12 protein-coding genes are annotated in these 12,189 nt (G+C 72.5%); 7 read left to right on the forward strand and 5 right to left on the reverse strand.

From position 1 onward, the window contains the following. Positions 1–7 precede the first annotated feature (7 nt). The 4 genes from ABT085_RS07195 to ABT085_RS07210 are packed head-to-tail and all read left to right on the forward strand — an operon-like array spanning position 8 to position 3,465. On the forward strand, positions 8–760 hold the full coding sequence (locus tag ABT085_RS07195) for an enoyl-CoA hydratase family protein (RefSeq protein WP_351603075.1): 753 nt from the start codon (positions 8–10) through the stop codon (positions 758–760). Next, positions 753–1,646, forward strand: coding sequence for a CoA transferase subunit A (locus ABT085_RS07200; RefSeq protein WP_351603077.1), 894 nt, complete (start codon positions 753–755; stop codon positions 1,644–1,646). The genes ABT085_RS07195 and ABT085_RS07200 overlap by 8 nt, the downstream gene beginning before the upstream one ends. Beyond that, positions 1,643–2,416: a CoA-transferase subunit beta gene (locus tag ABT085_RS07205; RefSeq protein ID WP_351603079.1), complete on the forward strand. Its 774-nt coding sequence runs from the start codon at positions 1,643–1,645 to the stop codon at positions 2,414–2,416. Before ABT085_RS07200 ends, ABT085_RS07205 begins: the two co-directional genes overlap by 4 nt. Further along, positions 2,416–3,465 carry an NAD(P)H-dependent flavin oxidoreductase gene (locus tag ABT085_RS07210; protein ID WP_351603081.1) on the forward strand — a complete coding sequence of 350 codons (1,050 nt, stop codon included), beginning with the start codon at positions 2,416–2,418 and terminating at the stop codon, positions 3,463–3,465. The genes ABT085_RS07205 and ABT085_RS07210 overlap by 1 nt, the downstream gene beginning before the upstream one ends. A gap of 182 nt (positions 3,466–3,647) precedes the next feature. Here the strand turns inward: ABT085_RS07210 and ABT085_RS07215 are convergent, their stop codons facing one another. From ABT085_RS07215 to ABT085_RS07225, 3 genes are all read right to left on the reverse strand, one after another. Next, entirely contained in the window at positions 3,648–4,805 is a 1,158-nt protein-coding gene (locus ABT085_RS07215) for an acetyl-CoA C-acetyltransferase (RefSeq protein WP_351603085.1), read from the reverse strand. A 134-nt stretch (positions 4,806–4,939) separates the two neighbouring features. Beyond that, positions 4,940–5,551: a TetR/AcrR family transcriptional regulator gene (locus ABT085_RS07220; protein ID WP_351603087.1), complete on the reverse strand. Its 612-nt coding sequence runs from the start codon at positions 5,549–5,551 to the stop codon at positions 4,940–4,942. A 22-nt stretch (positions 5,552–5,573) separates the two neighbouring features. Further along, complete coding sequence (locus ABT085_RS07225; RefSeq protein WP_351603089.1) at positions 5,574–6,440, reverse strand: SDR family oxidoreductase; 867 nt, start codon at positions 6,438–6,440, stop codon at positions 5,574–5,576. A 59-nt stretch (positions 6,441–6,499) separates the two neighbouring features. Between ABT085_RS07225 and ABT085_RS07230 the strand changes: the two genes are divergently transcribed. Continuing rightward, entirely contained in the window at positions 6,500–7,639 is a 1,140-nt protein-coding gene (locus ABT085_RS07230; protein ID WP_351603118.1) for an acyl-CoA dehydrogenase family protein, read from the forward strand. Continuing rightward, on the forward strand, positions 7,639–8,610 hold the full coding sequence (locus ABT085_RS07235) for an acyl-CoA dehydrogenase family protein (protein WP_351603091.1): 972 nt from the start codon (positions 7,639–7,641) through the stop codon (positions 8,608–8,610). The genes ABT085_RS07230 and ABT085_RS07235 overlap by 1 nt, the downstream gene beginning before the upstream one ends. Here the strand turns inward: ABT085_RS07235 and qcrB are convergent. Further along, the gene (gene qcrB / locus ABT085_RS07240) at positions 8,585–10,243 is read right to left on the reverse strand and encodes a cytochrome bc1 complex cytochrome b subunit (RefSeq protein WP_351603093.1); all 1,659 of its coding nucleotides are present in this window, start codon (positions 10,241–10,243) and stop codon (positions 8,585–8,587) included. The two genes, ABT085_RS07235 and qcrB, sit on opposite strands and share 26 nt — an antisense overlap. Before the next feature lie 139 nt (positions 10,244–10,382). Further along, on the reverse strand, positions 10,383–11,102 hold the full coding sequence (locus ABT085_RS07245) for a vWA domain-containing protein (RefSeq protein ID WP_351603095.1): 720 nt from the start codon (positions 11,100–11,102) through the stop codon (positions 10,383–10,385). A gap of 146 nt (positions 11,103–11,248) precedes the next feature. Here ABT085_RS07245 and ABT085_RS07250 point away from each other — a divergent pair, with 146 nt between their 5' ends. Further along, positions 11,249–12,163 carry a rhomboid family intramembrane serine protease gene (locus ABT085_RS07250; RefSeq protein WP_351603097.1) on the forward strand — a complete coding sequence of 305 codons (915 nt, stop codon included), beginning with the start codon at positions 11,249–11,251 and terminating at the stop codon, positions 12,161–12,163. Positions 12,164–12,189 lie beyond the last annotated feature (26 nt).

Genomic DNA, 12,189 nt, shown 5'->3' on the forward strand with positions numbered 1-12,189 from the left:
TGCGCCGATGGGTGTCTCCACCTCGTCCCCGGAAAAGGGGATTTCCGTGGTCACGGTCGACTTCCCGCCGGTGAACGCCATACCGGTGGCCGGCTGGTTCGCGCTGGCCGACGCGGTGCGCGCGGCCGGTCACGACCCGCAGGTCCGGTGCGTGGTGCTGGACGCGCGGGGGCGCGGCTTCAACGCGGGCGTGGACATCAAGGAGATACAGGCCCAGGGGCGCCCCGCGCTCGTCGGCGCCAACCGCGGCTGCTTCGAGGCCTTCGCCGCCGTGTACGAGTGCGAGGTCCCGGTGGTGGCGGCGGTGCAGGGCTTCTGTCTGGGCGGCGGCATAGGCCTCGTGGGGAACGCGGACGTGATCGTGGCCGGTGACGACGCCGTCTTCGGACTGCCCGAACTCGACCGGGGTGCCCTCGGCGCGGCCACGCACCTGTCCCGGCTGGTCCCCCCGCATCTGATGCGCGCGCTGTACTACACCTCGCGCACGGCGACCGCGGCCGAACTGCACGCGCACGGCTCGGTGTGGCGGGTGGTGCCGAGCGAGGGGCTGGGCGCCGCCGCCCTGGAGCTGGCCCGGGAGATCGCAGCCAAGGACGGTGAACTGCTGCGGCTGGCCAAGGCCGCCATCAACGGCATCGATCCGGTCGACGTGCGCCGCAGCTACCGCTTCGAGCAGGGCTTCACGTTCGAGGCGGACGTCAGCGGGGTGGCCGACCGGATCCGGGACACCTTCGGGAGGGAGGGGACGTCAGGTGGGTGACAAGACGATGACCGCCGACGAGGCGGTCTCCGCACTGGCGAGCGGCATGACCGTCGGCATCGGCGGCTGGGGCTCCCGGCGCAAGCCGATGGCCCTGGTGAGAGCAGTGCTCCGGGCCGGCATCGGCGATCTCACGGTGGTCTCGTACGGCGGCCCGGACGTCGGCATGCTGGCCGCCGCCGGGCGGATCCGGAAGCTGGTCGCCGCGTTCACCACCCTGGACTCGGTCCCGCTCGAACCGCACTACCGCGCGGCCCGTGAGCGGGGGGCCTTCGAACTGGTGGAGGTCGACGAGGCGATGTTCATGTGGGGGCTGCGCGCGGCCGCGAACCGGCTGCCGTTCCTGCCGGTCAGGGCGGGTATCGGCTCGGACGTGATGCGGGTCAACCCAGGATTGCGGACCGTGGTCTCGCCCTACGAGGACGGGGAGACTTTCGTGGCGATGCCCGCCCTGCGGCTGGACGCGGCGCTGGTCCACGTCAACCGTGCGGACCGGCGGGGCAACGGCACGTACCTGGGCCCGGACCCGTACTTCGACGACCTGTTCTGCGCGGCGGCGGACCGGGCCTATGTCTCGTGCGAGCGGATCGTGGACACCGCGGAGCTGACGAAGGGGGGGGACACCGGTCCGCAGTCGCTGCTGATCAAGCGGCACACGGTGACGGGCGTGGTCGAGGCGCCGAACGGCGCGCACTTCACGTCCTGCGCTCCCGACTACGGCCGGGACGAGGCCTTTCAGCGGCTGTACGCGGGAGCGCCCTGGCCGGAGTTCGCGCAGCGGTTCCTGGGCGGGGACGAGCACGCCTACCGATCTGCCGTGCGGGCCTGGCAGCGGGAACAGGAGCGCGGGCAGGAGCGCGGGCAGGGCGAGGAGGGGACGCCGTGAGCGCCCCGGGCGGCCCCGCGGCCGCCGCCGCGCCCAGCCGTGCCGAGTACTGCGTGATCGCCTGCGCCGAGGCCTGGCGGGACGCGGGCGAGGTGCTGGCGAGCCCGATGGGCGGGGTGATCCCGTCCGTGGGCGCCCGGCTCGCCCGGCTCACCTTCGCGCCGGATCTGCTGCTGACCGACGGCGAGGCGCTCCTCGTGGACGCCGACGGCACGGTCGAGGGCTGGCTGCCCTACCGCCAGCACCTGGAGCTGGTCGGCGGCGGGCGACGGCACGTGATGATGGGCGCGAGCCAGATCGACCGGTTCGGCAACCAGAACATCGCGTGCATCGGCGACTGGGCCGCACCCCGGCGGCAGCTGCTCGGGGTCCGGGGCGCCCCGGTCAACACGCTGAACAACCCGACGAGTTACTGGATCCCGAAGCACTCGCGGCGGGTCTTCGTGGAGCGGGTCGACATGGTGTGCGGGGTGGGGTACGACCGTGCGGCCCTGCACCCCGGCACGGCACGCTTCCACCGGATCCCGCGGGTCGTCTCCGATCTCGGCGTCTTCGACTTCGCCACGCCCGATCACGCCATGCGGCTGGCGTCGCTGCATCCCGGGGTGAGTGTCGAGCAGGTGCGGGAGGCGACCGGGTTCGCGCTCGTCGTCCCGCCGGAGGTGCCCCGGACACGTGAGCCCACCGCCGGGGAACTGCGGCTGATCCGGGAGGTGATCGACCCGGCGGACGCCCGCGCCCGGGAGGTCCCCAACCGGGCGGGGGTGTGATGGAGACGGCGTTCACCCGGCTGGTCGGGGTCCGGCACCCGGTGATGCAGACGGGGATGGGGTGGGTGGCGGGTCCGCGGCTGGTGTCGGCGGCGGCGAACGCGGGGGCGCTGGGTGTCCTGGCCTCGGCGACGATGACCCTCGACCAGCTGCGGGCGGCGATCCGTGAGGTCGCCGCGCGTACGGACGTGCCGTTCGGGGTGAACCTGCGCGCGGACGCGGCCGACGCGGGCGACCGGGTGCGGATGATCGTCGAGGAGGGGGTGCGGGTCGCGTCGTTCGCCCTTGCGCCGTCCCGTGAGCTGATCGCCGAGCTGAAGGAGGCGGGCGTGGTGGTCATCCCGTCGGTGGGCGCGCGTCGGCATGCCGAGAAGGTGGCGGCGTGGGGCGCGGACGCGGTGGTGGTGCAGGGCGGGGAGGGCGGCGGCCACACCGGGGAGGTGGCGACGACGGTGCTGCTGCCGCAGGTCGTCGACGCGGTGGACCTGCCGGTGGTGGCGGCGGGCGGGTTCTTCGACGGGCGGGGCCTGGTCGCGGCGCTGGCGTACGGGGCGGCGGGGGTCGCCATGGGCACCCGGTTCCTGCTGACCTCGGACTCGACGGTGCCGGACGCGGTGAAGGCGCGGTATCTGGCGGCGGGCGTGCGGGACGTGACGGTGACGCGCGCGGTGGACGGGCTGCCGCACCGCATGCTGCGTACGGAGCTGGTCGGATCGCTGGAGGACGCCGGCCGGGCGCGGGCGCTGTTCCAGGCCCTGCGCAGGGCGGCGGCGTTCCGGAGGCTGTCCGGGCTGACCTGGCGGCGGATGGTCCGCGACGGTCTCGCGCTCGGACAGGGGCATGATCTGGCCTGGAGTCAGGTCCTGCTCGCGGCGAACACGCCGATGCTGCTGCGGGCGGCGATGGTGGACGGCCGGACCGACCTGGGGGTGATGGCGTCCGGGCAGGTCGCCGGGGTGATCGACGACCTGCCGTCGTGCGCGGAACTGGTGGCGCGGATCATGAAGGAGGCGGAGGAGGTGCGGGAGCGGCTGACCGGCACCCGCTGACCGGCCCGGCCACGGTGCACGGGCCGGCCCGGAGCCCCTCGACGACCCGCACCGCCCGGGCGCCGGGTGTCCGGGCGGCTCAGAGCCCCTCGCCGACCCGCACGGCCCGGGAGTCCGGCGGCTCAGAGCGTCACGGCGACTCGCGCGAACCCGGCGCCCAGGTGTCCGGGTGTCCGGGTGGCTCAGAGCCTCTCGATGATCGTCACGTTGGCCTGGCCGCCGCCCTCGCACATGGTCTGGAGGCCGTAGCGGGCGCCGGTGCGTTCCAGTTCGTGCAGCAGGGTGGTCATCAGTTTGGCGCCGGTGGCGCCCAGCGGGTGTCCCAGGGCTATCGCGCCGCCGTTGACGTTGACCTTCGCCGGGTCGGCGCCGGTCTCCTTCAGCCAGGCCAGGACGACCGGGGCGAAGGCCTCGTTGATCTCGACGAGGTCGATGTCGTCGATGGACAGCCCGGTCTTCTTCAGGGCGTGGGCGGTGGCCGGGATGGGCGCGGTCAGCATGCGGATCGGGTCCTCGCCGCGCACGGAGAGGTGGTGCACCCGCGCCCGGGGCCGCAGTCCGTGTTCGCGCACCGCCCGCTCCGAGGCCAGCAGCAGGGCCGCGGCGCCGTCGGAGACCTGGGAGGAGCAGGCCGCGGTGACGGTGCCGCCGTCGATCACCGGCTTCAGCGCGGCCATCTTCTCCGCCGAGGTGTCCCGGCGCGGCCCCTCGTCGACGGCGACGTGACCGTGGGGGGCGATCTCCCGCTCGAAGCGGCCCTCGTCGATGGCCCGCAGCGCGCGCCGGTGGGAGCGCAGCGCGAAGTCCTCCTGTTCCTCCCGGCCGATCCCCCACTTCGCGGCGATCATCTCGGCGCCGGCGAACTGGTTCACGGGCCTGTCGCCGTACCGGGCGCGCCAGCCCTCGCTGCCGGCGAAGGGGCCCTGGGTGAAGCCGAGCGGTTCGGCGGCCTGCCGGGTGGCGAAGGCGATGGGGATCTGGGACATGTTCTGCACGCCACCGGCCACCACCAGGTCCTGGGTGCCGGAGAGCACGGCCTGGGCCGCGAAGTGCACGGCCTGCTGCGAGGAGCCGCACTGCCGGTCGACGGTCACGCCGGGCACTTCCTGGGGCAGTCCGGCCGCCAGCCAGGCGGTGCGGGCGATGTCCCCGGCCTGCGGGCCCACCGCGTCCAGGCAGCCGAAGACGACGTCCTCGACGGCGGCCGGGTCGAGCGCGGCGCGGGCGACGAGCTCCTTCAGCACATGGGCGCCCAGATCGGCCGGGTGCACGCCGCTGAGCCCTCCCCCGCGTCGTCCGACGGGTGTACGGACCGCTTCGACGATGTAGGCCTCGGCCATGACAACTCCCCAGTGGTTCGCGTTGAGTGACGACGGATCACTTGCTGGGCTGCGTGCTGGGTCAGGGTGCGGTGGCGCTGCGCCGGGCTGGGTGTGCGGCTTCCGGCTTCCGGCTTCCGGCTTCCGGCTTCCGGCTATGCCCGTACGGCGATCCCGTCGAGCACCATCGACAGGTACTGCCGGGCGATCTCCTCCGGGCTGTGCTGTCCGCCCGGCCGGTACCAGGACGCGGCGACCCAGACCGTGTCGCGGACGAACCGGTAGGTGAGCCGGACGTCGAGGTCGGCGCGGAAGGCGCGGTCGGCGACCCCGCGCTCCAGCGTGGACAGCCACGCCTTCTCGAACCTGCGCTGCGACTCGGCGAGGAACGCGAACCGCTCCTGCGCCACGAGCTGGCGGGACTCCTTCTGGTAGATCGCGACGGCGGCGCGGTGCCGGTCGATCTCCCGGAACGACTCGGTGACCAGGGCCTCCAGGGTCTCGCGGGGGCCCAGTCCGGCGGCCAGGACCGCGTCGTAGCCGCCCCAGAGCTCGTCGAGGAAGGTCCGCAGGATCTCCTCGAGCATCGACTCCTTGGAGTCGAAGTGGTAGTAGAGGCTGCCCGCGAGCATGCCCGCGTGGTCGGCGATCTTGCGCACGGTGGTGGCGTTGTAGCCCTGTTCGGCGAAGACCTCGGCGGCGGTGTTGAGGAGTTCGCCGCGGCGGGCGGGGGCTGCGGTCACCTGGGGCTTCTTCTTGGTCGGCACGGGTCCATTGTGATCGCTGCTCCTAGGGGTGCTGACTGCTGACGGAGACGACCTCTCCGGTGAGGTACGAGGAGTAGCCGGACGCCAGGAACACGATCACGTTGGCCACTTCCCAGGGTTCGGCGTACCGGCCGAAGGCCTCGCGTGCGGCGAGCTGCGCGAGCAGTTCGGGCGTCGTCACCCTGGACAGGTGCGGGTGCATGGCGAGACTCGGTGCGACGGCGTTGACCCTGACCCCGTACTCCGCCGCCTCGACGGCCGCGCACCGGGTGAGGGCCATGACGCCGGCCTTCGCGGCGGCGTAGTGCGCCTGTCCGGCCTGGGCGCGCCAGCCGACGACGGAGGCGTTGTTGACGATCACCCCGCCCCGGCCGGTGTCCCGCATCGCGCGCAGGGCGGCCCGGGTACAGCGGAACGTGCCGTTCAGTGTGACGTCCAGGACGCGGGACCACTGGGTGTCGGTCATGTCGACGAGGGTGGAGGTGCCGCCGAGCCCGGCGTTGTTGACGACGATGTCCAGGCGTCCGTGCCGGGCCGCGGCGGTGTCGAACAGGGTGCGCACCTGGGCCTCGTCGGTGACGTCGCAGGGCAGTGCGGTGACCGCCCGGGGGCCGAACTCCGCGGCGAGCGCGGCTTCGTGCTCCTTGAGCCGCCGGGGGTGGGCGTCGCTGATGACGACGTGTGCGCCCTCTTCCAGGAAGCGGCGCGCGGTCGCGCCGCCGATGCCGGTGCCCGCGGCCGCGGTGATGACGGCGCTGCGTCCGCGCAGCAGTCCGTGTCCGGGTTCGTACGCCGGCCGCTCGGTTTCCGGACGCTCGACTTCCGGACGAGCGGTCGCCGGACGAGCGGTCGCCGGACGATCGGCTGCCGGACCCTCGACGTCTGTCATGGGCCCACGCTAACCTACCAAACACTTGTTAGGGAAGAATGACGGGAGGGACGGCGACCGTGGACCTCACCCACTCTCCGGCCGACGAGGCCTTCCGCGCCGAGGTCCGCGCCTGGCTCGGCGCGCATGTGCCGCGCACCCCGCTGCCGTCCCTGGAGACCGCGGAGGGCTTCGCGGCGCATCGCGCCTGGGAGGCCGAACTGGCCGCGGACCGCTGGTCGGTGGTCGACTGGCCGGCCCGGTACGGCGGCCGGGACGCGGGGCTGATCCGCTGGCTGGTGTTCGAGGAGGAGTACTACGCGGCGGGCGCGCCCGGCCGGGTCGGCCAGAACGGCATCGGCCTGCTCGCCCCGACCCTCTTCGAGCACGGCACCGAGGAGCAGCGCGCCCGGGTGCTGCCGCCGATGGCCCGCGGCGAGGTGGTCTGGGCGCAGGCGTGGTCGGAGCCGGAGGCGGGCTCGGACCTGGCGTCGCTGCGCTCGAAGGCCGTGCGCACGGACGGCGGCTGGCTGTTGAGCGGGCAGAAGACCTGGTCGTCGCGGGCCGCGTTCGCGGACCGGGCGTTCGGCCTGTTCCGCAGCGAGCCCGGCCTGCCGAGGCCCCATCAGGGCCTGACGTGCCTGATGTTCGATCTGCGCGCGCCCGGCGTCACGGTACGCCCGATCGGGCGGCTGGACGGCAGGCCGGCGTTCGCGGAGGTGTTCCTGGACGAGGTGTTCGTCCCGGACGAGGACGTCGTCGGGGAGGCGGGGCAGGGCTGGCGGGTCGCGATGTCGACGGCCGCCGACGAGCGCGGTCTCACCCTGCGCTCCCCGGGCCGCTTCCTCGCCTCCGCGGACCGGCTGCTGCGGCTGTGGCGGGAGCGGGGCTGCCCGGCGCACGCGCGGGACCGGGTCGCCGACGCGCTGATCGGCGCCCGCGCCCACCAGTTGTACACCTACGCGGCCGCGGCCCGTTTCCTGGACGGCGGCCGGATCGGCCCGGAGGCCAGCGTGAACAAGGTCTTCTGGTCGGAGTACGACATCGCGCTGCACGAGACGGCCCTGGATCTGCTGGGCCCCGACGGCGAGGCGGCGGACTCCGACTGGTGCGAGCGCTATGTCTTCGCCCTCGCGGGCCCGATCTACGCGGGCACCAACGAGATCCAGCGCGACATCGTCGCCGAGCGGCTGCTCGGCCTGCCGAAGGGACGCCGCTGATGCGTTTCCTCCTCGACGCAGAGCAGCGGGAGTTCACGCGCTCGCTCGACGCGATGCTGACGTCCGCCGGGCCGCCCGCGGTGGCCCGGGCCTGGGGGCGGGGCGAGAGCGCCGACGGCCGGGCGCTGTGGTCCCGGATCGCACAGGCGGGGGTCTTCGCGCTCGCGGTGCCCGAGGAGTACGCGGGGCTGGGTCCGCACCCGGTGGAACTGGCGCTCGCCTTTGTAGAGTTGGGCAGGCACGCGGCGCCGGGCCCGCTGGTGGAGACGGTGGCGGCCGCGGTGCTGCTGGGCGGGTCGGCGCAGCCGGGCCCGGCGAAGCGCTTCCTGCCGTCGCTGGCCGACGGCACCCTGACGGCGACGCTGTCGGCCGGGCCGGACGGCTGTGCGCTGGACGGCGACACGGCGGACCTTCTCCTCGCGCTCACACCGGAGGGCCTGCTGCTGGCCCCCGGCCACGGTCCGGTGCGCCCGTCCCTGGACCCGGTCCGCCGGCTCACTCCCCTGCTGCCGGGCGGGGAGCTGCTCGACCCGGAGCCGCCGTGGGCGCGGGCCCTGCTGTGGGCCCGGCTGGCCACCGCGGCGCAGGCCCTCGGCGTCGGCCTGACGCTGCTGGACCGGACGGTGGCCCAAGTGGGGCGGCGGATCCAGTTCGGGGTGCCGGTGGGCTCGTTCCAGGCGGTCAAGCACCGGCTGGCCGACGCCAGGATCGCCCTGGAGTTCGCCCGCCCCCTGGTCCTGGGCGCGGCGCTGACGCTGGACCCGGCGGACGTGGCCGCGGCGAAGGTGAGCGCCTGCGAGGCGGCGTACGCCACGGCCCGTACGGCGTTGCAGCTGCACGGCGCGATCGGCTACACGGCGGAGTCCGACCTGTCGCTGTGGCTGGCCAAGGCCCGTGTCCTGCTGGCCGCCTGGGGCAGTCCGGACGAGTGCCGGGACGTGGTGCTCAGTGGTGGTGGCCGCCCTCGGTGAGTTCCCGGCGCTCCTCGGGGGTGGGCTTCGGTATGTGTGTCCCGGGCCCGAACATCGCGCGGGCCAGCCGTTCGCGTACCCGCTGGGAGACCGTGACCGGCCGGCGCACCCCGCCCGCGTCGACACGTGGTCCGATCTCGTACGGCGGGTTCTGCTCGTGCTGGGTGAGGGTGAACAGCCGTCCCTGCGGGAGGGGTTCGTGGACCTCGACGTACTCGCCGTGCGGCAGCATCCTGATCGTGCCGGTCTCCCTGCCGTGCAGCACGCTGTCCCGGTCGCGGCGCTGGAGGCCCAGGCAGATCCGCTTGGTGACGATGAAGGTGAGCACGGGCAGGACGAAGACGCCGATCCGTACGGACCAGGTGATCGCGTTGATGGACAGGTGCAGATGGGTGGCGACGATGTCGTTGCCGCCGCCGATCAGCAGCACGAAGTACAGGCTGAGCCAGGCCGCGCCGAGGCCGGTGCGCACGGGCATGTTGCGCGGCCGGTCCAGGATGTGGTGCTCGCGCCGGTCGCCGGTGATCCAGGCTTCCACGAAGGGGTAGACGCCGAGGGCGAGCAGGATCAGCGGGAAGAGCGAGAACGGGATGAGGACGCCCGGTACCAGGGTGTGTCCCCAGGCGTTGATCTCCCAGCCCGGCATCACCCGGATCAGCCCCTCGGAGAAGCCGAGGTACCAGTCGGGCTGGGCGCCGGTGGTGACCAGGTCGGGCCGGTAGGGGCCGAAGGCCCAGACGGGGTTGATGCTGGCGATGCCGCCCATGACGGCCAGCACGCCGAAGGTGAGGAAGAAGAAGCCGCCCGCCTTGGCCATGTAGACCGGCAGGAAGGGCATCCCGACGACCGACTTCTGGTCGCGGCCGGGGCCCGGGTACTGGGTGTGCTTGTGGTAGAAGACCAGGATCAGGTGGGCCACCACCAGGCCGAGCATGATCCCGGGCAGCAGCAGGACATGGACCGGGAACAGCCGGGAGATGATGTCGTGCCCCGGGAACTCGCCGCCGAAGAGGAAGAAGGATATGTACGTCCCCACGACCGGGATGGACAGGATCGCTCCGTCGGCGAAGCGGATGCCGGTGCCGGAGAGCAGGTCGTCCGGGAGCGAGTAGCCGGTCAGACCGGTGAGGATGCCGAGCATCAGCAGGGTCCAGCCGAACAGCCAGTTGACCTCGCGCGGTTTGCGGAAGGCGCCGGTGAAGAACACCCGCATCATGTGGACGAGCATGCCGGTAACGAAGACCAGCGCCGCCCAGTGGTGGATCTGCCGGATCAGCAGCCCGCCGCGCACCTCGAAGCTGATGTGGAGGGTGGACTCGTAGGCCTTGGTCATCAGGACGCCGTCGAGGGGGGCGTACGGGCCGTTGTAGGCGACCTCGGCTCCGCTCGGTTCGAAGAACAGGGTGAGGTAGACCCCGGTGAGGATCAGGATGAGGAAGCTGTAGAGGCAGACCTCGCCGAGCATGAAGGACCAGTGGTCCGGGAACACCTTGCGCATGTTGGCCTTGGCCAGCGCGTAGAGGCCGAGCCGTCCGTCGGCCCAGTCGGCGAGTTTCTCCCCCTTGCCGGGATCGCCCCGGCGGGCCGGACTCGCTGTCCCCGTCGCTTCGTTCACCGATCGTGCGCCGTCCATGTGCGGCCTCCCCCTCGGATCAACCTCAGGGTGGCACGGCGGTGCGCCCAAGCCAACCCGCGGGCCGTCGCGCTCGGTCGGCCACGGTGTGAGACCGCCCACGGCCGTGGGTCCGTAGGAGCTGCGGGCGGCGCGACGGTCAGCGGGCGATGCCCTGGGCCCGAGCCGCCACGAGCCACTTCGGGAAGTCGCCCAGCAGCCGGTCGTAGAGCTCCGCGTCCGGGACCTTGCGGGGGTCGGTGCCCGCGTGGAAGAAGCCGGCGTTGTCGACCACCCGCTTGTCCGGCACGGCGAGTTCGTCGAGCCTGCGCAGATAGTCGAACTGGCCGCTGTGCGGGTCGCCGAAGCCGACGAACTGCCAGAACAGCGGCAGTTTCGCCGCCTTGCACAGATAGCGTTCGGCGGCGAGCTTGTTGATCGGACCGCCGTCGGTCTGGAAGACCACCAGGGCGGGGGCGGTGGAGCCGCTGTCGAGGTAGTGGTCGATCACGGCGTCCATCGCCAGGTGGTAACTGGTCCTGCCCATGTGGCCGAGTCCGGCCACGATCCGCTCGATGCGCCCCTGGTGGTCGTCGAGCGCGATGTCGGTGACGGCGTCGATGTCCGTGGAGAAGAAGACCACCGGGACGCGGCCGTCGTCGTCGAGGTGTGCGGACAGTCCGAGCACCCGGTCGGCGAGCGCCTGCACGCTGCCGTCCTTGTAGTAGGGCTTCATGGAGCCGGAGTAGTCGACGACGAGGTAGACCGCGGCCCGCAGGCCGCCCAGCCCGTGCCGGTCGAGGGACGTCCCGGCCCGTTTGTACAGGTCCACCAGTGCGGGAGCGCTCTGCTGCACCTTGCTGAGACTGATCGCCGACATACGACTCCCCCTCCGCTCCGACCGCTTCGTGCGAGGTTACGGCACCGTCGCCCCGCCTCCGTTTCGCCCCACGGCCGTTCGATAGTTTGTTCCCGCCGTCCCCACCGGCTCACCGCCCTTCCCACCCTTTTCCCGAGGAGCCGACTGTGGAGTCCGAGTCCACCGTCACCACCTGCTACCGCCATCCCAAGGTGGAGTCCCACGTCCGCTGCACCCGCTGCGACCGCTACATCTGCCCGAACTGCATGCGGGAGGCCGCCGTCGGCCATCAGTGCGTGGAGTGCGTGAAGGAGGGCGCGCGTTCGGTGCGTCAGGCCCGCACCGCCTTCGGCGGCCGGATCACGGCCGTGCCACTGGTGACGTACGTCCTGATCGGGCTCAACGTCCTCGCCTACCTGGGCGAGTTGATACGCCCCGAGATCGTGGACCGCTTCGGGATGCTGGGCTCGGGGCTGGTGGACGCGAATGGCGGGCACTACCTGTGGGAGTACCCGTACCCGCCGGACCTCACCGCGGAGGGCCTCGCGAACGGGGAGTGGTACCGGCTGCTGACCGGCACCTTCCTCCATATGCCGGTCACCGACGGCTCGTTCGGCATCCTGCACATCGTGATGAACATGGTGTGCCTGTGGAACCTGGGCCGGACCGTGGAGAGCCAGCTCGGCCGCGTCCGCTATCTCGCCCTGTACCTGCTGTCGGCACTGGGCGGTTCGGTCCTCGTGCTGCTGATCGCGCCCGACGAGCTCACCGTCGGCGCGTCCGGCGCGATCTTCGGCCTGGGCGCCGCCTACTACGTCATGGCCCGCCGGCTGGGCGCCGACATGGAGTCCGTCAACCGGTTCATGATCGGCCTGGTGCTGTGGATGGCGCTCTCCGCCCCTTTGACCTCCTGGCAGGGACACCTCGGCGGCCTGCTGACGGGCGGGGTGGTCACCCTGGCCTACGCGTACGCGCCCCGCGACGGGCGGCGCGCGCTGATGCAGGCCGTGACGTGCGGGGCCCTGCTGCTCCTGCTGGCGGTGTGCGCCTCCGCGAAGGTCGCGCAGTTCACCGTGTCCTGAGCGCGGACATGCGACGGCGCCTGCCC

The sequence above is a fragment of the Streptomyces sp. NPDC002265 genome (genome assembly GCF_040296125.1).
In the GTDB taxonomy this organism is placed as follows: Bacteria; Actinomycetota; Actinomycetes; order Streptomycetales; family Streptomycetaceae; genus Streptomyces.